Below are 19,895 nucleotides of genomic sequence, written 5' to 3'. Positions count from 1 at the left end.
TTGTATAAGAGACAGGTCCACCGGGTCGATCGTGGAGTTGACGGTCCAGCGGGACACGGCCACTTCCCCGCTCGGCGGCGTCCGCGCGCTTGCCGCGCCTTGTTGACCAAGGAGTTTGGGGCGGGAAGGACGTCTCTCCCGGACACGAACTCCTTGATCACCGCCGGAGCTGCCCCCGGGGGCGGAGAGCGGGGAGGCTGGGCGGAGGGAGAGTCAGGTGTTCTGCTTGATGCGGTTCGTCAGCTCGGCGATCTGGTTGTAGAGCGAGCGCCGCTCCGCCATCTGCTGACGGATCTTGCGGTCCGCGTGCATCACAGTGGTGTGGTCCCGGCCGCCGAACGCCTGCCCGATCCGGGGCAGCGACAGGTCGGTCAGCTCGCGGCACAGATACATGGCCACCTGACGCGCGTTCACCAGCACCCGGGAGCGGGAGTGGCCGCGCAGGTCCTCCAGGCTCACGCCGAAGTAGTCGGCGGTCGACACCATGATCTGGTCCGCAGTGATCTCCGGGCCGGCGCCGTCCGGGATGAAGTCCCGCAGCACCTCCTCGGCCAGCGACAGCTCGACCGAGGACCGGGTGAGGCTGGCGAAGGCGGTGACGCGGATCAGCGCCCCCTCCAGTTCGCGGATCGAGTTCGACACCCGGGACGCGATGAACTCCAGGACGTCCGGCGGTGCGAACAGCCGTTCCTGCGCCGCCTTCTTCTGGAGGATCGCGATCCGCGTCTCCAGGTCCGGCGGCTGGATGTCGGCCAGCAGGCCCCACTCGAAGCGCGTACGCAGCCGGTCCTCCAGCGTCGCCAGCTGCTTCGGCGAGCGGTCGGACGTGATCACGATCTGCTTGTTGGCGTTGTGGAGCGTGTTGAACGTGTGGAAGAACTCCTCCTGCGTCCGCTCCCGGTTCTCCAGGAACTGGATGTCGTCGATCAGGAGGATGTCCACGTCCCGGTAGCGGCGCTGGAACGCGCTCGTCTTGTCGTCACGCAGCGAGTTGATGAAGTCGTTCGTGAATTCCTCGGTCGAGACGTACCGGACCGAGCGCGCGTTGCCGAGCGTCGTGGCGTAGTGCCCGATGGCGTGCAGCAGGTGGGTCTTGCCCAGCCCGGAGCTGCCGTAGATGAACAGCGGGTTGTACGCCTTGGCCGGCGACTCGGCCACCGCCACGCTCGCGGCGTGCGCGAACCGGTTCGACGAGCCGATGACGAACGTCTCGAACATGTACTTCGGGTTGAGCCGGTTGCCGCCGCTCTCCGTACCGCCGGGAAGCCTGCGGTCGGCCTGGCCGCCGCCGGGGCGGTGGTGGTCGGCGCCACCGCGGCCGGGGCCGTTGTCGGTGGCGCCGTCGCGGGGCAGGCCGCGCATCGGCGCGGGGCCGGCGGCCGGGCTCTCCCGGTAGCGGGGCTCGTATCCGCCGGCGTCGGGCATCGGCGGTTCGACACGGGTGCGCTCGTCGAAGCCGCGGCGTTCGGGCGCGGTGCGCACCGGCTCGGCGAACGCGGCGCTGAAGAGCGTGTCCTGCGCGTCGCGGCCGGCCGGGATCAGGTGCGGGCGGCCGCCGTCGGCGCTCCGCTGGCGCGGCGCCGGCTCGTCGAGCGGCTGCTCCGGGCGCGGTTCGGCGTATCCGGGCTCCGGACGGGAGTCGGCGTAACCGGACTCCGGGCGGGAGTCGGTGTATCCGGGCTCGGAGCGGGCGCCGGCGTAACCGGACTCCGAGCGGGAGTCGGCGTACCCGGATTCCGGGCGCGGCGACGGGAAAGCCGGGGCGGACGCGTGCGGGCCGGGCTGGTCGAAGCCGGGCAGCGGGGCGGCGCCGTCGTGCTCGGGCAGCGGCTCCGGACTGCTGCGGTACACGGTGCCGGCCGGACGGGCATTCGGGTCGTCGGCGACCCGTACGGTGACCGCCACCTGGATCGGCCGGCCGAGCCGGCGGCTCAACGCCTCGGTGATGGCCGGGCGGAGCCGGGACTCGATCACGTCCCGGGTGAAGGCGTCCGGCACCGAGAGCAGCGCGGTGTCCTCGACGATCGCCCGCAGCCGGGTGAGCCGGAGGTACGCCCGTTGCTGCGCGGAGATGATCTCGTCGGCGAGTTCGTCGGTGGTCGCCGTCCACACCGCGGCAAGGTCGGTCGCTCCGGTCACCGTCGTGCCACCCCCTCGCCTGCTCCTTCTCACGCCCGCCCGGACGGCTGACCGGTCGTCATCCACAAGTTATCCACAGCCTGTGTACCGACCGATTGTGGCCGCCCACCGGACGCGGGTCGGACCTGCCCCCCTCGATCCACGGAGGCGTTGAAGCGGGTTCACCGTGCCGAACGATTCAACAGCGTGTCCGGTCTTGCCGATCGGCGACAAACCCCGGACCCCCGACGCCGACCGCAATCGCGCACGCTAACAGCGCGGACCCCACAGCATCAACCGGCGACACCCTGACGACCTTGGCAACATCAGTGAAAACCGCCCCTTCGGTCGCGCTTGCCCGCAGGTCGGACGCCCGAGTGTGACGTTTGACGGTCATTGCGCCCCTGCGTAGGCTGGAGCGGCTGCTCTCTCGCCCTCTGCTAGGGTGATTGATGCTTGCTGTCCGTGGCTGTCACCTCGCATCGCCGGGGAGCGTGTCACGGCAGCGCCGATCGGAGGTCACCGACAGGTGATCTGGACCAGCACACGACCCCGGGCGATCCGCCGCGCGGGGCGTACGACAACGGAGAGCCTGACGTGAGCAAGCGCACCTACCAGCCGAACAACCGCCGGCGCGCGAAGACCCACGGCTTCCGGCTGCGCATGCGCACCCGTGCCGGCCGCGCCATCATCTCGACCCGTCGCTCCAAGGGCCGCGCCCGCCTGTCGGCCTGACGCCGACAGGTCCGGTCCGGGGACGTGGGCAGTCGTGCTGGCCGCCGCGCAACGACTGCGGCGCAGTAACGACTTCGCCGCAGCGGTTCGCGGTGGCCGACGCGTCGGCCGTGGCGCCGTCGTGGTCCACCTGACCCTCCCCGAGCCGATCGGCACCACCGCGACACTCTCGCCGGAGCCGGCGCGACGCAGCGGTGCGGAGACCTCCGCACCGAGCCGCGCCGGCTTCGTCGTGTCCAAGGCCGTCGGCGGCGCGGTGGTCCGCAACAAGGTCCGCCGCCGGCTCCGGCACCTGGTCCGCGAGCGGCTGGCCGAGCTGCCCGCCGGCACCACCCTCGTGGTACGCGCGCTGCCCGCGGCAGCCGACGCGACGTACACCCGGCTCGGGGCCGACCTGGACGCCGCTCTCGCCGCCGCGCGGACCCCCAGGGGACGGCGGTCGCGGTGACCGGCTCGCCGACGGCGACTCCGTCGCCCACAACCGGTGCCCGCATGCTGCTGGCGCCCATCATCGCGTACCGTCGGTGGATAAGTCCGGCACTGCCGGCCCGCTGCCGGTTCTACCCGTCGTGCAGTGCCTACGCCGTCGAGGCGGTGTCCCGGCACGGTGCGCTGCGGGGAGCCTGGCTGACGGTCCGTCGGCTGTCGCGCTGCCACCCCTTCCACCCTGGTGGACACGACCCGGTTCCGGAGCCGGGCGACCGCCGCCGTTCCGACGTGACTGGAGCCTGAGTGTTTAGTCTCGACTGGATCTACTACGCGATCTCGTGGATCCTGCTGGCCTGGCACTCGGCCTGGGACGCCATCGGAGTGCCGGTCGGGGCCGTGATCGGTACGAACTGGGCCTGGATCCTCGCCATCATCTTCCTGGTGGTGACGGTCCGGGTGATCCTGTTCCCGGTCTTCGTCAAGCAGATCAAGTCGCAGCGTGCCATGCAGGCGCTCCAGCCCAAGGTGAAGGAGCTCCAGGAGAAGCACAAGGGTGACCGGGAGACGCTCCAGAAGGAGATGATGGAGCTCTATCGGAAGGAAAAGGCCAACCCGCTCATGGGCTGCCTTCCGATGTTCCTCCAGATCCCGGTCTTCCTTGGCCTGTTCCACACGCTCCGGCGGCTCAACCCCGACAACCAGGGCAAGACCCTGTACGGCTGGACCGTCGACCAGTTCAACAGCGCCTCCAACGCGAAGCTGTTCACCGCGCCGATCTCCGGCAAGTTCGGCTCCACCGCCGACGAACTGAGCCGGCTCGGCGCGAGCACCGGCACGGTCAAGGTGGTCGCCGGCATCCTGGTGCTCATCATGATCGCCACCACCTACCTGACCAGCCGTCAGATGATCCTCAAGACCGGCTGGGCCGAGGACCCGCAGCAGCGCATGGTGCAGCGGCTGATGCTCTACGGCATCCCGCTGTCGCTGCTGATCTCGGGTGCGATCTTCCCGATCGGTGTGATCATCTACTGGGTCACCAACAACCTCTTCACGCTCGGCCAGCAGCAGTGGGTGCTGCGGAAGTTCCCGCCGCCGCCGACCGCGAAGAGCGCCACCGCCGGCAAGAGCACTTCCGGCAAGGGCCCGGTGCAGCCGGCCAAGGCCGGTGGCCTGTTCGGCCGCAAGACGACCCCGCCGGCGGCGAAGGCTCCGGCCGCGGCGCCGAAGGTGGCCGGTCCGAAGCCGGGCGCCAAGCCGGTCAACCCGAAGAAGGGCGGCAACAAGCCCGCCAAGCGACAGGGCTGAGCCCACAGGGCCACCGCCGCGACGCCGGCGGTGGCCCGTTCCGGCCGCGTGCTGCCCTCCGAGGAGTCGGCGCCGGGCCGGAATCGCCGCGCGGAGCGCGGACACGGGCGAAACTGGCCCGTACAGACGTGCCCGAGGGCACCCGGCGAACCTCCCGCCGGCCCCGGGAGACCAGCGGACCCCCGACGGTCCGGCCGAGCGAGTACGGAGATGAGACCCGTGACCGAGACCAGCATCCCCAGCGCCGACCAGTCCCTGGACGAGGAGACCCCCGTTACCGCCGCCACCGAGACCGAGGACGCCGCGGGCGAGGCCCGGGAGAAGAAGGCCCCGGCCGAGAGCGACCTGTTCCGGCAGAGCGAGATCGCCGCCGACTACGTCGAGGGTCTGCTGGACATCCTCGACTACGACGGCGACATCGACGAGCTGGTGTCCGGTGGCCGCCCGGTCGTCGAGGTGGTCGGCGGGCGGCTCCAGAACCTGGTCGGCCAGCGCGGCGCGACCCTGGAGGCGCTCCAGGAACTGACCCGGCTGGCCGTGTTCCGTCAGACCGGCACCCCGAGCCGGCTGCTGCTCGACGTCGGCGGCTACCGGGCCACCCGGCGCAAGGAGCTGGCCGCCGTGGCGAAGAACGCGGTCGAGAAGGTCAAGGAGCACGGTGAGCCGGTGCGCCTGGAGCCGATGTCCGCGTTCGAGCGCAAGTGCGTGCACGACGTGGTGAACGCGATGAGCGGGGTGGAGAGCGAGTCCGAGGGCGTCGAGCCCAACCGCCGCATCGTCGTCCGCCCGGTGACGGACTGAGGTCCGTGATCTCCGACGAGACGACGGCAGGAGCCGTGACCGGCCCGGGCGGTACGCCGCCCGGGCCGTCGGCTGTGCGCCCCGACAACACTGTCGACCCGGTCTTCTCCGACGACGACGGGCCGGCCGACCCGGCGTACCCGGGAAGGGCGGTGACCGACCCCGGCGAGCCCGCCTTCTCCGCGGAGCCGGCGGTGGTGACCGGGATCGAGCCCGCCGACCCGGCGGTGGACGTGACACCCGCCTTCTCCGGTGAGCAGGCGGCGGACGTGACGCCGGCCGACCCGGCTGCCGTGGCCGACCCGGTCTTCGCGGAGCCGTCGGAGGACGAACCGTCCCTCGTGGACAGTGATGCCGCACCCGATCCGGCGTCGGCGACGCTGCCACCCGAACTGGCGGAGGCCGCCCGCGCGTTGTTCGGCGACCGGCTCGACCTGGCCGCCGCGTACGCCGAACTGCTCGCCACCGACGGCGTGGTCCGCGGCCTCATCGGCCCCCGCGAGACGCCGCGGCTCTGGGAGCGGCACCTCCTCAACTGTGCGGTGGTGGCGGAACGGATCCCGGAGGGCGCCAGCGTGATCGACGTCGGCTCCGGCGCCGGGCTGCCGGGCCTGGTGCTGGCGATCGCGCGTCCCGACCTCACCGTGACGCTCGTCGAGCCGCTGGCTCGACGGACCGCCTTCCTGATCGAGGCGGTACAGCGGCTCGGCCTGACCCGGGACGTCCGTGTGTTCCGTGGACGGGCCGAGGAGGCGGCGGCCGGCTCGCGTGACCGGGAACCGCTGAGCGCCGACATCGTGACGGCCCGCGCGGTGGCGCCGCTGGACCGGCTCGCCTCCTGGTGCCTGCCGCTCGTGGCCCCCGGCGGCCGGCTCGTCGCGCTCAAGGGCGCATCGGCGGCCGACGAGATCACCGAACACACCGAGGCCGTGACCCGCCTCGGCGGTGGGACGCCGGAACTGCATCGCTGCGGCGAAGGGGTGATCGACCCGCCGGCGACCGTGGTCGAGGTGGTCCGGGAGCGCGTGGTCAACCCGCGCCGTCCGAAGAAGCCGAAGCGGTCGCGTGGCGGTCGCCGTCGCGGCGACCGCTGAGCGGGTACGCCATTCCGCACGCCCGATCCGGTCGTTGGACCGGTGGGCGTGACGCGATCGATCACAACCCGACATGGACCCACCGCGCCCGTCGGCCGTAGGCTGACCGCGCGTCGATAGTGTGGAACGGCGGTGCCGGGCGGCACCCGAACCCGATGGTTCCCGCCGATCCGACAGGCGCCGTGCGAGGCGCGGACGCGATTCGACGGGTGCGGACCGACCATCCGGAGCGGGTAGGGATGACAGGTGCATGACGACGGCAGGTACGACGATCCACGGTTGACCGGACCAGGAGGCCAGCCCTCCGCCGACCCCGTTTCACGTGAAACCAACGACCAGGAGTGGACGGTGAACGAGTCCGGCGAACCGTCCTCCCCGTACCCGGCTCAGCCGTCCAGGCGACGGGAGCCGTCGGCTGGCGGGCCCGTACGTCCTGTCTCGTCGGTGCCGGCGAACGTACCGCCGGCCCGCGACCCGCTCGACCCGGCCGACGGCCCGGTGAACGCACCGACCCCGCGCCCGCCCGCGGTGCGGGCGAACGCCGCGGTGCCCACCCGCTACGAACCCCAGCCGCCCGTCTCGGCCGTTCCGCATCAGGCCGCCCCCGAGGTCACCGCGGCGCCGTCCGACACGCCACAGGCAGACGGGTACGGGGACGAGGTAGACGCCAGCACGTACGTTTCACGTGAAACCCCGACGCGCGAAGAGGATGATCCACCGTTGGCTATGGAGGCGATGCGCGCCGTGCAGATCCTGAATCCCAGCGGCGAGGTCACTATGCCGCGCCCCGACCGGACCCGGGTGATGTGCGTCGCCAACCAGAAGGGCGGCGTGGGTAAGACGACCACCACCGTGAACCTGGCCGTGGCGCTCGCGCTGCACGGCAACCGGGTGCTCGTGGTCGACCTTGACCCCCAGGGCAACGCCTCCACCGGTCTGAACGTGCCGCACCACACGGGCGTGCCCGACGTGTACGACTGCCTGATCGACAGCGTGCCGCTGGAGGAGGTGGCCCAGGCCGTCGAGGGCATCCCCAACCTGTGGTGCGTGCCGGCCACGATCGACCTGGCCGGCGCCGAGATCGAGCTGGTCTCCGTGGTGGCCCGGGAGTCGCGCCTGGCGCGCGCCATCGCCGCGTATCCGGGGCACTTCGACTACGTCTTCATAGACTGCCCGCCGTCGCTCGGCCTGCTCACCGTCAACGCGCTCGTGGCCGCGCAGGAGGTGCTGATCCCGATCCAGTGCGAGTACTACGCGCTGGAGGGCCTCAACCAGTTGATCAACAACATCAACCTGGTCCGCCAGCACCTCAACCCGAAGCTCGAAGTCTCCACGATCCTGCTCACCATGTACGACCGGCGTACCCGGCTGGCCGACGCGGTGGAGCAGGACGTCCGGAACCACTTCGGCGACAAGGTGCTCCAGGCCGTCATCCCCCGCAACGTGCGTGTCTCCGAGGCACCGAGCTACGGCCAGTCGGTGATGACCTACGATCCCGGTTCGCGGGGAGCCACGAGTTACTTCGAGGCCGCCCAGGAGATCGCGGAGCGAGGCGTCAAGGAGCCGGTGAGCCGGAATGCGTAGTGCGGAGATGTCGCTGGGAGGCGTCGCATGAAGAACCGTCCCCGCGGCGGACTGGGCCGAGGGCTCGGTGCCCTCATCCCCACCGGACCGGTACCGGGCGCCGAACCGGCTGCCGTCGAGCCGGAGTCGTCGACCGCTGCCGCGTCGCCGTCGGCTCCGGCCGCCGGTGCGACCGCCGCCATCACCGGCGGCGTCGGAAGCACCACGTCTCCTGCCGTCGAGCCCGAGCCTCAGTTGAGCCCGGTGCCCGGCGCCCGCTTCGCGGAGATCCCGGTCGACGCGATCGTCCCGAACCCGAAGCAGCCCCGGCACGTCTTCGACGAGGAGGCGCTGGAGGAGCTGAAGACCTCGATCCAGGAGGTCGGCTTCCTCCAGCCGATCGTGGTTCGCCAGCTCGACCCCGAGAAGTTCGAACTCGTGATGGGCGAGCGGCGCTGGCGTGCCGCCCAGGCGGTCGGCCGGGAGACCATCCCCGCCATCGTCCGGGACACGAAGGACGACGCGATGCTCCGGGACGCGCTCCTGGAGAACATCCACCGCGCCAACCTCAACCCGCTGGAAGAGGCGGCGGCGTACCAGCAACTGCTGGAGGAGTTCGGCGCCACGCACGAGGAACTTGCCCGGCGGATCGGCCGCAGCCGGCCGCAGATCTCCAACACCATCCGGCTGATGAACCTGCCGCCCGCCGTGCAGCGCCGGGTCGCCGCCGGCGTCCTGTCCGCCGGCCACGCCCGGGCTCTGCTCAGTCTGGACAACGCCGAGGCGCAGGAGGCACTCGCGGAGCGGATCGTCCGCGAGGGCATCACGGTTCGCGGCGCCGAGGAACTGGTGCACCTGGCGCTCGCCGAGGAGCCGGCGAAGTCGGCCGCCGCCAAGCGCCGGCCGAAGCCGCACGCCCCGGCCCTCACCGATCTCGCGGACCGGCTCTCCGACCGGTTTGACACTCGGGTGAAGGTCGACATCGGCCGCAGCAAGGGCAAGATCACGATCGAGTTCGCCACGGTCGACGACCTGGAGCGGATCGTCGGCATCATCGGTGTCGGCGAGGACGGACAGCCCCAGGAGTAGCCCGGCACCTCCGGTCGTCGATCCGGCCGCACCCCTCGTCGGGCGGTGCGGCCGGATCGGTGTTTACAGGCCGCTGTCGGCGTCGGACTTCGTCGTGCTGGTGGCTCCACCGAGGGTCGTCAGATGGTCCGCGTCGCACCTGGCTGATCGGGGCGGGCGGCTCGCTTCCTAGATCGGGTCGGTTGGTCGGCTGTCGAATGTCACCCCCGGTTTCACGTGAAACGGTTAGAGCTGGCCGAGGTGTGTGGCGCTCGCCGTGCCCTCGCAGACGGGGCGTGCGGCGCTCGCCGTGCCCTCGCAGACGGGGCGTGCGGCGCTCGCCGTGCCCTCGCAGACGGGCTGACGACAGGTCGAGCGGCCGAGCACTCTGAGGGCTTCGACAACAGGCGAGCCGGCACCGGTCGGCCCGTAGCGACGGGAGGGCGGTTCCGGGTCGTTCGTGATGGGAGGCCGGTACCGCCCGGTTGGGTAGGGCGGGTGGGAGTCGGTGCCGCCGAGCGGGTAGGCGATGGAGGTCGGCATCGCGGGCGGAGGGCGATGGGCGCCGGCAGCGATGGGCGCCCGGGCAGGCTTCGACGGTTGAGGCATCCGTCCCTTTGACGGCTGGCTCGCCTGCCGGAAACACCGCTTGGTTGCCGGCCTGGGACCGCCCCACCGATCCGACGAGAACCGAGCGAGGGCCGCGAGACGGCCCAGGCGTCGAATCGGTCCTTCGCTCAGCACGCCGGGCTCATTCCTCGGAGCCACACCTGTCACGCCGGCTCGGGTCAGGCACTGGGTTGAGCGTCGGGGTCCGACGGCTCAGGCTCGGCGCACTGACTCGGGTTGCAGTGCTGCACGTCCAGGCTCGACGGCTCAAGGTCGGATGACGCCGCTTGCCTGTCAGGACGAACTTCGGCGCCTGGCCGAATCGCCAGTGCGGGCCGGGATCGGCTGCGCCCAGAGCTGCCCTCCCGACCTCGCTCCGTTCTGTCCGGCCGGAAGGAGACGGGGGATCTCAGCTCGTTGGATGAACCGGAGAGCGGCGAGCGTCCAAGCCGGGTGTGGGGAGCCCTACTCACACGGTGCGTCGAGCCCTGACCCGCACGGTGGGTCGAGCAGTGCGGGCGGACCAGTGCGACCGGGCAGTCGATCAGCCCGCCCGCCCTCGGATTGACCCGGCCGGTCCTGCCGGGGCGAGGCCGGACTATCGGGCGTGGGTGCCGGGATCAATCACTCGGCCCGCATCGCGGTGCGGGTCCGCCCTTCCCGGGCGTGGTGAGCCGGAGGAGCGGGCGCCTGCCGGCGAACCTCAAGCACCGGGCCGCACGACGATCCCCTCCATCGTGCCGTGCATGACAAGCCCGAGCCGCAGAGAGTCCGTGCAACGATGAGCTCCCATCCCATCGGGCTGCGGCGCATGGCAAGCCCGAACTCTCGACTCCCGCGAGTGGTTCCACCCCACGCGGCGACAGCGCCTCGCCCGCAGCCTCATAGCGCAGGCGAGCCCTGGTTGGACGACGACCCGTTTCACGTGAAACGGATCGCGCAGCGAGCCACCGCCCCCCGGGTAGGACAGCGCCGAGTGCAAGCGATGATGCCGCTCGAACGGCGCTTCGCGGCACCCCAGCCGGCGCCCTCCCGATCACTCGTTCGTCCGGCGCCAGGCTCGAAGAAGCAACCAGCCCTCGGAACCCACCCGACCGGCGTGGCGAGCCGGACGTCCCGCCACTTCGGGGAAGTGGTGTGGTGAGGATGGCCGTGATGTAGCCGTTTCCCCGATCTGGTCCACGTCCCGCGCCGGCTAGGGAGCAGCGCGCGTCCGCGGTTTCACGTGAAACACGCACGAGAAGAAGCCGACGGCACCCGGTGCGGATCGGCCGCCGGATCGTTGGAAGAACGGACCCGGAACCACCCCCAAAGTTATCCACAGCAGTTGTCCACAGGCGCGCCCCGTTTCACGTGAAACAAAGCGATGAAACCCTTGCTGAGCAGTGCATGACGCGCTGTGCTGGTGATCTCGGCAGCCTGTGGACAACGCGGTGGACAACTGGTGGACGGCCAGTGGAACGGGTAGGGACAGGCGTCGCCAACTCGGTTAGGGTCAGCGTCGTGCCGGACACCCCTCCCTCAGTTCCCGACTTCACCCAGTGGCCGTCCTTCCCCTTCGAGGGCGATCTCCGCGTCAAGCAGCTCGACGAGCCCGTACCGTTCGAACCTCCCCGCCGCGGCGAGGCGGACCGGGAGTGCACCGCCTGCAACGCGCCCGACGAGGCGTACATCTGGGTCGGTGAGCGGTGGCGCGTCCGCGCCATGGACCGGCCCACCGGCCTGCCGATGGTCCTGATCCTGGAGTCCCGCTCCCACCTGGATCTGGGCGACCTGCCGAACCTGCTCGCCGCCGAGCTGGGCGTGATGACCGTCCGCCTGGAGCGGGCCGTCCGTTCGCTCGACGGGGTGGCCCGGGTCCACGTGAACCGGTGGGGCGACGGCTCCGCGCACCTGCACCTGTGGTTCCTGGCCCGGCCGTACGGGCGGCTGCAACTGCGGGGCACGTTCCTGTCGCTGTGGGACTCGATCCTGCCGCCGATCTCCGAGGACCAGTGGCGGGAGAACCTCGCCATGGTGGCCGCGTGGCTCGCCGAGTTCGGTGGCCGCCCGTTGGCCGAGCCGCCGCGCATCCAGTGGCAGGCGCCGTCGAGTCTCTCCCCGACCTCCCCCGCGAACGCCGTTGAGGAGCCCGAGGAGGAGTCCGCGTCCGTGATCGAGGCTGCGGACGAGATCCCGGAGTCCGACGCGGCAGCGGACCTCTCAGACCCCTCGGCGGACCCGTCGGAGCCCGACCCGGCACCGCAGGCCGGCCCGGCGCCGGACAACGCACCGGACAACGCGCCGGACAACGCACCGGACAGCTCGCCGAGCGGCGCCCAGAACAGCGCCGGCGAGAGCGAAGAAGCGGACGAGGTCGAGCCGCGGAAGGCCCCGGACGATCAGCAGGGCACGACGCGTACTCCGCAGAGCTGAGGTCAGCGGCGGGCGGCGGCCCGGGTCACGAGCGTCCCGAGGACCCGGCCGAAGTCCAGCCCGGCCGCCTGGATCGCCAGCGGCAGCAGCGACGTCTCGGTCATGCCCGGGGAGACGTTGACCTCCAGCACGTGCGGGTCGCCTCCGCCGTCGACGATCAGGTCGACCCGGGACACGTCGCGCAGTCCGAGCGCGGTGTGCGCGGCGAGCGCCACCTCGGTCACCCGGGCCGTGGTCGCGGCGTCGAGCCGGGCGGGCGCGTGCCAGGTGGTACGCCCGGCGGTGTAGCGGGCCGCGTAGTCGTAGACGCCGTTGCGCGGCACGATCTCGACCGGGGGCAGGGCCTGCGGCCCCTTGCCGAGGTCGAGCACGGAGACCGCCACGTCCATCCCGGGGACGTAGCGCTCCACGAGCGCGGTCTGGTCGTACGCGAAACAACCCACCATCGCGGCCGGCAGCGACGCCGCCTCCCGGACCACGGCGGCGCCCAGTCCGGAACCGCCCTGCGCGGGCTTGACCATCAGCGGCAGCCCGAGGCGGTCGACGATCCGGTCCAGTACGGCCACCGCGCCCAGCTCGGAGAAGCGGTCGTGCGGCAGCGCCACCCAGTCGGGCGTCGGGATGCCCGCCTCGCGCAGCACCGCCTTGGCGGACGGCTTGTCCCAGGCGAGGCGGGACGACCGGGCGTCGCAGCCGACGTAGGGCACGTCCCAGAGGTCGAGTACGCCGCGCAGCGAGCCGTCCTCGCCGGTGGCGCCGTGCAGGGCGATCACCACGGCGTCCGGCGGGTCGGCGGTCAGCGCGGGCAGCAACGCCACGTCGGCGTCGCGCAGTTCCGCGTCGACACCGACGGCGCGCAGCGCGTCGAGTACCCGGCGCCCCGACCGCAGTGAGACGTCCCGCTCGTAGGAGAGGCCGCCCGCGAGCACGAGCACGTGCAGTTCGTCGGTGGCGGATCCGGTCACGGGAAGCGGTGCGGCGGGGCTGTCGGACATGCGGGCATCATGCCAAGTCGGGACCGGGCGCGTCCGAGCCGCCCTGGCGACGACGGGGTCCGGCACCGCCGACCGCGCCGAAGACCTTGCGCATGGCGATCTCCTGCTCCATCACCCCGGCCAGCCGGCGTACGCCCTCGCGGATCCGCTCCGGCGTCGGGAAGGAGAAGTTCAGCCGCATGTTGCCGGTGCCGGTGCCGTCGGCGTAGAAGCCGGTCCCCGGCACGTACGCGACGCGGGCAGCCACGGCGCGCGGCATCATCGCCTTGGAGTCGAGCCCGTCGGGCAGCGTCGCCCAGACGAACAGGCCGCCGGCGGGCGTGGTCCAGGTGGTGCCCTCCGGCATCAGGTCGGTCATCGCGTCGAGCAGCGCGTCCCGGCGCTCCCGGTAGACCTCGCGGTAGACCTTGAGCTGCTGCCGCCACGGCATGGTGCCGAGGTACGTCGAGACGGCCGACTGCGCGTAGGCGCTCGGGCAGAGGATCTGCGCCTCGCTGGCGATGACCAGCTTGTCGCGGACCGCGTGCGGGGCCAGGATCCAGCCCACCCGCAGGCCCGGCGCGAACGTCTTGGAGAACGTGCTCAGGTAGAAGACCCCGTCGCGCCGCCGGGCCCGCAACGGCCGGGGCGCCTCACCTTCGAAACCGAGCTGACCGTACGGGTCGTCCTCCACCACGAGCAGCCCGGCGCGCTCACAGATGTCGAGCACCCGTTCGCGCCGCTCCTCGCTCAGCGTCACGCCGGCGGGGTTCTGGTAGGTGGGGATGGTGTAGAGGAACTTCACCCGCCGGCCGGCGCGCGCCAGGTCGGCGATGGCCACCTCCAGCGCCTCCGGTATGAGCCCCTCGTCGTCCATCGGCACGTGGGCGACCTGGGCCTGGGCGGCCTGGAACACCCCGAGCGCGCCGACGTACGTCGGACCCTCGGCGAGCACCACGTCACCCGGGTCCAGGAACAGGCGGGCCACCAGGTCGAGGGCCTGCTGGCCGCCGACGGTCACCACCACGTCCTCGGGGGAGGCGCCGCAGGAGGCGTCGATCCCGGACAGGGACATCACCTCGCAGATCCGCTCGCGCAGCTCCGGGGTGCCCTGGCCGATGCCGTACTGGAGGGTGGTGGCGCCGTGCTCGGAGCCGAGCCGGCCGAGCATCTCGCCGACCGCGTCCAGCGGCAGCGCCGCGATGTAGGGTGCCCCACCGGCGAGTGAGACGACCTCCGGCCGGCTGGCCACCGCGAAGAGTGCCCGGATCTCCGAGGCGGTCATCCCGCGGACGCGCCGGGCGTACCGGTCGGTGTAGTCGTCGAGCGTCGTGCCGGTCATGGACATCACCTCGATCGGGTGTCGGCGGGGCTGCCGCCCGGTGTGGTACCCGCGATGCCGACATCCATTGGCGGCGGGGGCCGGTTGGTCGATCGTAGTCCCCGGTGACGGTCGCGGCACCGGCCGTGTGGACACGTCCACATCCCGGACCCGCCGTCGGCCGTCCGGGCGGGGGTTCGCGCGTTCCCTCCCGTACCGCCGGACAGGGGCGTACGATCGCTCGTCGGGAGCAGGAGGGCGCGGGACTCACCGGCGCTCCGAGCCTATTGGTGGGGTGCGCTCATGTCGCGACGTCTGGTCAGCCTGACCTTGGACACGCTGGAGGACCTGCCTCGATCCTGCCGGCAATGCGTCTACTGGGAGCTGGATCCGGTCTCCGCCGAGCGGGCCTGCGCAGCCGGCGACCCGGGCCTGGAGAAGGAGGCGTGGGTCTCCCAGACGCTGCTGGAGTGGGGCTCCTGCGGCAAGCTCGTCTACGTCGACGGCATGCCGGCCGGGTTCGTCATGTACGCCCCGCCGGCGTACGTGCCGCGTTCGATGGCGTTCCCCACCTCGCCGGTCTCGGCGGACGCGGCGCTGCTGATGACGGCGCACGTGGTGCCCGCCTTCGCCGACGGCGGCCTGGGCCGGATGCTCGTGCAGGGCGTGGCCCGCGACCTGACCAAGCGCGGCATCAAGGCGATCGAGGCGTTCGGCGACGCGAAGTTCGGCGACGACGCGGACGACCCGGCCCGCGCGTGCGTGGCGCCCGCCGACTTCTTCCTCTCGGTGGGCTTCAAGACGGTCCGGCCGCACCCGCGCTACCCCCGCCTGCGGCTGGAGTTGCGGACGGCGCTGAGCTGGAAGTCGGACGTCGAGTACGCGCTGGAGAAGCTGCTCGGCTCGATGAGCCCGGAGACGCTGCTGCGGCCGGTCCGCCCGGCGCCCGCCACCCGCTCGACGAGCTGAGTCGCGGGTCAGTCGACGACGGTGCCGGCGGCGACGATCGCCCGCAGTTCGCTCACGTCGATCGAGCCGGTCGGCACGTCCCGCTCGATCGGCAGGTACATCCGCTGCACGCCGGCCACGATGGCCTCGACCACCCGGTCCCGGAACCGCGGGTCGACGAGCCGTGCCCGGTCGTCCGGTGAGGTGAGGTAGCCGACCTCGACGCGTACCGCGGGCATCCGGGTGAGCCGCAGCAGCTCCCACGCCTTGGCGTGGGTACGGCAGTCGCGCAGCCCGGTGCGGGCCACGATCTCCCGCTGCACGAGCCCGGCCAGGCGTTCGCCGGTCGCCGACGTGACGCCGTTGTCGGTGCCGTAGTGGTAGGTGGCCACGCCCTCGGCCTCCGGGTTGGCGTGCCCGTCGGTGTGCAGGGAGATGAACACGTCGGCGCCGAGGGAGTTGGCGAGCTGGGCCCGGTCCGCGTCCGGCAGGCAGTCGCCGGGTGACGGGCCCCGGGTGAGCTGCACCCGTACGCCGGCGGCGGCGAGCCGCCCCTCCAGCCGGCTGGCGAGGTCGTGCACGAGGTCCGCCTCGCTCCAGCGCAGCGTGCCGTCGGGCACCACCACACCCGGGTCGGTGCCCCCGTGACCCGGGTCGATCACCACGGTCCGCCCGACGAGCGTCGGCCCGGCCTGCCGGATGGCGTCGGACTCGCGCAGCCACTGCGGGCGCCCGCCCACCACCTTGCGGCCGAGGCGGCGCAGGGCGTTGACGGTGTGTGGTCCGCACGACCCGTCCGGTTTCAGGCCCATCTCCCGCTGGAACTGCGCCACCGCGCGGGAGGTGCGGATGCCGTAGATGGCGTCGGCGCGGCCCACGTCGTACCCCATCTCCAGCAGGCGTTCCTGGAGCGAGCGGACGTCCTCGCCGGTCAGCGGCTCGGGTACGGCGTGGTACAGCGCGCGGGCGCCGAACCGCCAGCGGGCCGCGTCGAGCGCCCGCCAGGTCTCGGCGCCGACGCGCCCGTCGACGCTGAGGCCGCGGGACTGCTGGAAGGCCCGGACCGCGCGTTCCGTCTGGGCGTCGTAGTCGTCGCCTCCGGCCTCGGCGGGAAGAAGTTCCAGGCCGGCGAGGACGGTACGGATCTCGGCCACCGCCGGTCCCTGGTCACCGGGTCGGATCGGACGCACGACGACCCCCTCTGCACGGACGTTGGCGGACCGGAACTCCGACGGATGCTTACGGAGCGTACCGTGGCCGATACCCGACGGGTTCGCGTTCATGCAGGTCAGGCAAGCCGGAACCCCCGCCACCGGGCGTGGTGACGGGGGTTGCGGAGGTGTCGGTACGGCTCAGAGCGCCGACTCGATGAGCTTCACCAGCTCACCCTTCGGCTTGGCGCCGGCGATCGACTGCACCGGCTGGCCGTTCTTGAAGATGGTCAGCGTCGGCACCGACATCACCCGGTAGGCGCGCGCCGTCTCCGGGTTCTCGTCGATGTTGAGCTTGACGATGGTGACCTGGTCCTTCATCTCGCCCGCGATCTCCTCCAGCAGCGGCGAGACCTTGCGGCAGGGGCCGCACCACTCCGCCCAGAAGTCGACCAGAACCGGCTTGTCGGACTGCAGCACGTCGCTGACGAAGCTCGCGTCCGTGACCGCCTTGGTTGCTCCCACTATGAACTCTCCTCCTCCGAACCTTGCTCGTGGAACTCTCAGCCCTGGATGGTGGCGATGAACCGCTCGGCGTCCAGCGCGGCGGCGCAGCCGGTGCCGGCCGCCGTGATGGCCTGCCGGTAGGTGTGGTCGACGAGGTCACCCGCCGCGAACACACCGGGCACGCTGGTACGGGTGCTGGGGGCCTGCACCTTCACGTAGCCCTCGTCGTCCAGTTCCACCTGACCGCGGAACAGCTCGCTGCGCGGGTCGTGACCGATCGCCACGAACACGCCCGTGACGTCGAGCACCTTGCTCTCGCCGGTGTGCACGTTGCGCACCCGTACGCCGTTGACCTTGCCGTCGTCGCCGAGGATCTCCTCGACGACGGTGTTCCACTCGACCTTGATCTTCTCGTTGCCCAGCGCGCGATCGGCCATGATCTTGCTGGCGCGGAACGAGTCGCGGCGGTGGAGGATGGTCACGGACTCGGCGAAACGGGTGAGGAAGCTGGCCTCCTCCATCGCCGAGTCGCCGCCGCCGACCACCACGATGTGCTGGTTGCGGAAGAAGAAGCCGTCACAGGTGGCGCAGGACGACACACCGTGGCCCAGGTATTCCTGCTCGCCCGGCACACCCAGCGGACGCCAGGCCGAACCGGTGGAGAGGATGACGGCGCGGGCGCGGTACGCGGTCTCGCCCACCCACACGGTGCTCACCGCGTCGGAGCCGATCTCGCCGGTGTCCTTCAGTTCGACCCGCGTCACGTCGTCGGTGAGGAACTCGGCGCCGAAGCGCTCGGCCTGCTTGCGCATGTTGTCCATCAGCTCGGGGCCGAGGATGCCGTCGGCGAAGCCGGGGAAGTTCTCCACCTCGGTGGTGGTCATCAGCGCGCCACCCGACTGCACGCCCTCGATCACCAGCGGCTTCAGGTTGGCGCGGGCGGCGTAGACCGCCGCCGTGTAGCCGGCCGGACCGGAGCCGATGATGATCAGGTTGCGGACCTCGTCCACTGCCGTCTCCCGATGTGTGTGTTCGTCACCGGCCGCACCGATGTCGATCCCGAGTGCCGACGGCTCTAGGGGCGCCGGCGCCTGACTTGCAGAACGTCATCGTACGAAGCGGGGATTCCCGAGCCGGTCATCCGGTGGGTCAGGTCACGTGGCGGGACAAGCGTCGTGACCGCGTTTTCACCCTACCCGCGTCCGGAACCGCGTGTCCGCGCCGGACCCGGGTACCCCGCACTCCGGTCCGCTCACCCAGCCCCAGCGGGCGCCGCCCGCGTCCGCGAACGTCACCACGAGCGCCGGGGCACCCTGGAACCGGGCGTAGTCGACCATGTTCACGGTGAGCGGCCCGGCGGCGTGCTCGACCCCGATCGCGGTGAGGCAAGCGGCGAGCGTCTCCGGCCGGGTCAGCCGGTCCAGCCCGCCGAGGGCGCTGAGGCGCTCAGGCGCGCCGGGCAGGGGCGTCTCCGCGCCGTCCTTCGCCGCGCCGGACGCCGCGGCCATGTCCCCCGGATTCGACTTCGTCCCGGCGAACGCCCCGCTTGCGGCGAGGCGTTCCGGTGTCCAGTCGGTGCCGCTGCGCACTGCCGGTCCGGTCGTCCGGTACGGCGCGCCGACCATCGGCGCCGCCTCCCGGGCCGCCTGGTCGGCCGTACCGCTGTCGCCCGGGTCGGCCAGCCGGCCGACACCGAGCCCCACCGCGGCGACCGAGGCGGCGGCCAGGGCCACCGGCCCGGCGATGCGGGCCCAGCGCCGGGGACGACGGCCGGGGCCGCTGTGCCGGTCGGTACGGGGGGCCGTGCCGGGTGGTCGGCTCGCGCCGCCGGACTGCGCCGGGACGACCGGTGTGCCGTCGCGCAGCGCGGGTCCGGCCCCGGCGAGCGCCGCGGTGATCCGGTCGGCCACCACCTGGGGCATCTCCGGCGCGGGGGCCGCGGCCCAGCCGGCCAGGTCGGCGCCGACCAGGTCGACCGCGTCGGCGAGATTCTCGTACGCGGCACGCCACGCCGGGTCCTGCTCGACCAGCCGGGCCACTGTCGCCTGCTCGGGGGTGCCGTCCAGCGCCCCGCCGAGGTAGTCGGCGAGCAGGTCGTGGTCGACCTCGCTGAACTCCCGGGAAGTCACGGCTCCTCCTGGCTGACGGCCTGACGGGACGCTCCCGACGAGGATCCGACGCCCTCGGGGCGCCTGCGGTTCCCGGAGGTGAGCCGCGGCACGTCGCCGGCCGGTGCGTCGGTGCCGGTACGCAGGTGGCCGAGCAGCACGGCGAGGCGGGCCCGGCCCCGGGCGCACCGGCTCTTCACGGTGCCCTCGGCGACGCCGAGCATGGCGGCGACCTCGGCCACCGGGTAGCCCTGCACGTCGACCAGCACCAGCGCGGCCCGCTGTTCGGCGGGCAGTGCCGCGAGCGCCTGCCGGACCACGAGCGCGGTGTCGTGGTCGTGGGCCGGCGCGGCCGGTTCCGGACCGCCGGTGTGCCGGCCCGGTTCGCCGTCGGTGTGCACGCCGTCGGGCAGCGGCACGGTGGCGTGGGTCTGGCGTCGCCGGATCCGGTCCAGGCAGGCGTTCACCACGATGCGGTGCAGCCAGGTGGTGACCGCCGAGTCGCCCCGGAACCGGGCCGCCGCGCGGTGCGCCGACAGCATGGCGTCCTGGAGGGCGTCGGCGGCCTCCTCGCGGTCGCCGATCGTCCGCAGCGCGACCGCCCAGAGGCGGTCCCGGTGCCGCTGGAACAGCTCGGTGAAGGCGTCCCGGTCACCCGCCGCGTGCGCCCGGAGCAACTCCAGGTCGGAGCGGCCGGGCTGCGCGCCGTCGCGTTCCGCCATCACCACATCCGGGGGAGGTGGCGCGAC

General features: G+C 72.1%; 18 protein-coding genes. 10 read left to right on the top strand and 8 right to left on the bottom strand.

Annotation, left to right across the window (positions count from 1 at the left end):
* Positions 1–213: 213 nt before the first annotated feature.
* Positions 214–2,139, bottom strand: a complete 1,926-nt coding sequence (gene dnaA / locus EAD96_RS07350; protein ID WP_121683700.1) for a chromosomal replication initiator protein DnaA — start codon at positions 2,137–2,139, stop codon at positions 214–216.
* Positions 2,140–2,715: 576 nt separating this feature from the next.
* Here dnaA and rpmH point away from each other — a divergent pair.
* From rpmH to EAD96_RS07305, 9 genes are all read left to right on the top strand, one after another.
* On the top strand, positions 2,716–2,853 hold the full coding sequence (gene rpmH, locus EAD96_RS07345) for a 50S ribosomal protein L34 (protein ID WP_013289388.1): 138 nt from the start codon (positions 2,716–2,718) through the stop codon (positions 2,851–2,853).
* A 34-nt stretch (positions 2,854–2,887) separates the two neighbouring features.
* Entirely contained in the window at positions 2,888–3,301 is a 414-nt protein-coding gene (gene rnpA / locus EAD96_RS07340) for a ribonuclease P protein component (RefSeq protein WP_120572516.1), read from the top strand.
* A gap of 44 nt (positions 3,302–3,345) precedes the next feature.
* Complete coding sequence (gene yidD, locus EAD96_RS07335) at positions 3,346–3,585, top strand: membrane protein insertion efficiency factor YidD (protein ID WP_013477538.1); 240 nt, start codon at positions 3,346–3,348, stop codon at positions 3,583–3,585.
* Entirely contained in the window at positions 3,586–4,587 is a 1,002-nt protein-coding gene (gene yidC, locus EAD96_RS07330) for a membrane protein insertase YidC (protein ID WP_120572518.1), read from the top strand. It begins immediately after the preceding gene.
* A 210-nt stretch (positions 4,588–4,797) separates the two neighbouring features.
* Positions 4,798–5,388 (top strand): R3H domain-containing nucleic acid-binding protein, encoded by a 591-nt coding sequence (locus tag EAD96_RS07325; protein ID WP_120572519.1) that lies wholly within the window; start codon positions 4,798–4,800, stop codon positions 5,386–5,388.
* A 380-nt stretch (positions 5,389–5,768) separates the two neighbouring features.
* Positions 5,769–6,482 (top strand): 16S rRNA (guanine(527)-N(7))-methyltransferase RsmG, encoded by a 714-nt coding sequence (rsmG, locus tag EAD96_RS07320; RefSeq protein WP_199733088.1) that lies wholly within the window; start codon positions 5,769–5,771, stop codon positions 6,480–6,482.
* A gap of 246 nt (positions 6,483–6,728) precedes the next feature.
* Positions 6,729–8,066 (top strand): AAA family ATPase, encoded by a 1,338-nt coding sequence (locus tag EAD96_RS31825; RefSeq protein WP_121683697.1) that lies wholly within the window; start codon positions 6,729–6,731, stop codon positions 8,064–8,066.
* Between the two features lie 27 nt (positions 8,067–8,093).
* Positions 8,094–9,134 (top strand): ParB/RepB/Spo0J family partition protein, encoded by a 1,041-nt coding sequence (locus tag EAD96_RS07310; RefSeq protein ID WP_121683696.1) that lies wholly within the window; start codon positions 8,094–8,096, stop codon positions 9,132–9,134.
* 2,091 nt (positions 9,135–11,225) lie between these two features.
* Positions 11,226–12,137, top strand: a complete 912-nt coding sequence (locus tag EAD96_RS07305; RefSeq protein WP_120572523.1) for a hypothetical protein — start codon at positions 11,226–11,228, stop codon at positions 12,135–12,137.
* Between the two features lie 2 nt (positions 12,138–12,139).
* Here EAD96_RS07305 and EAD96_RS07300 read toward each other — a convergent pair whose 3' ends face one another.
* Both EAD96_RS07300 and EAD96_RS07295 read right to left on the bottom strand, forming a co-directional pair.
* The gene (locus tag EAD96_RS07300; RefSeq protein ID WP_120572524.1) at positions 12,140–13,132 is read right to left on the bottom strand and encodes a D-alanine--D-alanine ligase; all 993 of its coding nucleotides are present in this window, start codon (positions 13,130–13,132) and stop codon (positions 12,140–12,142) included.
* 7 nt (positions 13,133–13,139) lie between these two features.
* Positions 13,140–14,453 (bottom strand): PLP-dependent aminotransferase family protein, encoded by a 1,314-nt coding sequence (locus EAD96_RS07295; protein WP_120572525.1) that lies wholly within the window; start codon positions 14,451–14,453, stop codon positions 13,140–13,142.
* Positions 14,454–14,735: 282 nt separating this feature from the next.
* Between EAD96_RS07295 and EAD96_RS07290 the strand changes: the two genes are divergently transcribed.
* Positions 14,736–15,401: a GNAT family N-acetyltransferase gene (locus EAD96_RS07290; RefSeq protein WP_120572526.1), complete on the top strand. Its 666-nt coding sequence runs from the start codon at positions 14,736–14,738 to the stop codon at positions 15,399–15,401.
* 8 nt (positions 15,402–15,409) lie between these two features.
* Here EAD96_RS07290 and EAD96_RS07285 read toward each other — a convergent pair whose 3' ends face one another.
* The 5 genes from EAD96_RS07285 to sigM all read right to left on the bottom strand — a co-directional run bounded on the left by EAD96_RS07285 (position 15,410) and on the right by sigM (position 19,868).
* The gene (locus EAD96_RS07285; RefSeq protein ID WP_120574075.1) at positions 15,410–16,570 is read right to left on the bottom strand and encodes an N-acetylmuramoyl-L-alanine amidase; all 1,161 of its coding nucleotides are present in this window, start codon (positions 16,568–16,570) and stop codon (positions 15,410–15,412) included.
* A 162-nt stretch (positions 16,571–16,732) separates the two neighbouring features.
* A complete protein-coding gene (gene trxA / locus EAD96_RS07280; RefSeq protein WP_013289375.1) occupies positions 16,733–17,056 on the bottom strand; it encodes a thioredoxin in 324 nt (107 codons plus the stop codon).
* A 38-nt stretch (positions 17,057–17,094) separates the two neighbouring features.
* Positions 17,095–18,048 (bottom strand): thioredoxin-disulfide reductase, encoded by a 954-nt coding sequence (gene trxB, locus EAD96_RS07275; RefSeq protein ID WP_120572527.1) that lies wholly within the window; start codon positions 18,046–18,048, stop codon positions 17,095–17,097.
* Positions 18,049–18,225: 177 nt separating this feature from the next.
* Complete coding sequence (locus EAD96_RS07270) at positions 18,226–19,167, bottom strand: hypothetical protein (protein ID WP_121683695.1); 942 nt, start codon at positions 19,165–19,167, stop codon at positions 18,226–18,228.
* Positions 19,164–19,868 (bottom strand): RNA polymerase sigma factor SigM, encoded by a 705-nt coding sequence (gene sigM, locus EAD96_RS07265; protein WP_120572529.1) that lies wholly within the window; start codon positions 19,866–19,868, stop codon positions 19,164–19,166. Before sigM ends, EAD96_RS07270 begins: the two co-directional genes overlap by 4 nt.
* Positions 19,869–19,895 lie beyond the last annotated feature (27 nt).

This window comes from Micromonospora sp. BL1 (assembly GCF_003667485.1).
In the GTDB taxonomy this organism is placed as follows: domain Bacteria; phylum Actinomycetota; class Actinomycetes; order Mycobacteriales; family Micromonosporaceae; genus Micromonospora; species Micromonospora tulbaghiae.
The sequence above is the reverse complement of the archived record's forward strand: the minus strand, read 5'-3'. Positions and strand labels throughout refer to the sequence as shown.

Bases quoted from the DNA above. Each gene is read 5' to 3' on its own strand.
- sigM (WP_120572529.1), bottom strand. From the start codon at position 19,868: ATGGCGGAACGCGACGGCGCGCAGCCCGGCCGCTCCGACCTGGAGTTG.
- EAD96_RS07300 (WP_120572524.1), bottom strand. From the start codon at position 13,132: ATGTCCGACAGCCCCGCCGCACCGCTTCCCGTGACCGGATCCGCCACC.
- EAD96_RS07325 (WP_120572519.1), top strand. From the start codon at position 4,798: ATGAGACCCGTGACCGAGACCAGCATCCCCAGCGCCGACCAGTCCCTG.
- EAD96_RS07295 (WP_120572525.1), bottom strand. From the start codon at position 14,453: ATGACCGGCACGACGCTCGACGACTACACCGACCGGTACGCCCGGCGC.
- yidD (WP_013477538.1), top strand. From the start codon at position 3,346: ATGCTGCTGGCGCCCATCATCGCGTACCGTCGGTGGATAAGTCCGGCA.
- EAD96_RS07310 (WP_121683696.1), top strand. From the start codon at position 8,094: ATGAAGAACCGTCCCCGCGGCGGACTGGGCCGAGGGCTCGGTGCCCTC.
- EAD96_RS07290 (WP_120572526.1), top strand. From the start codon at position 14,736: ATGTCGCGACGTCTGGTCAGCCTGACCTTGGACACGCTGGAGGACCTG.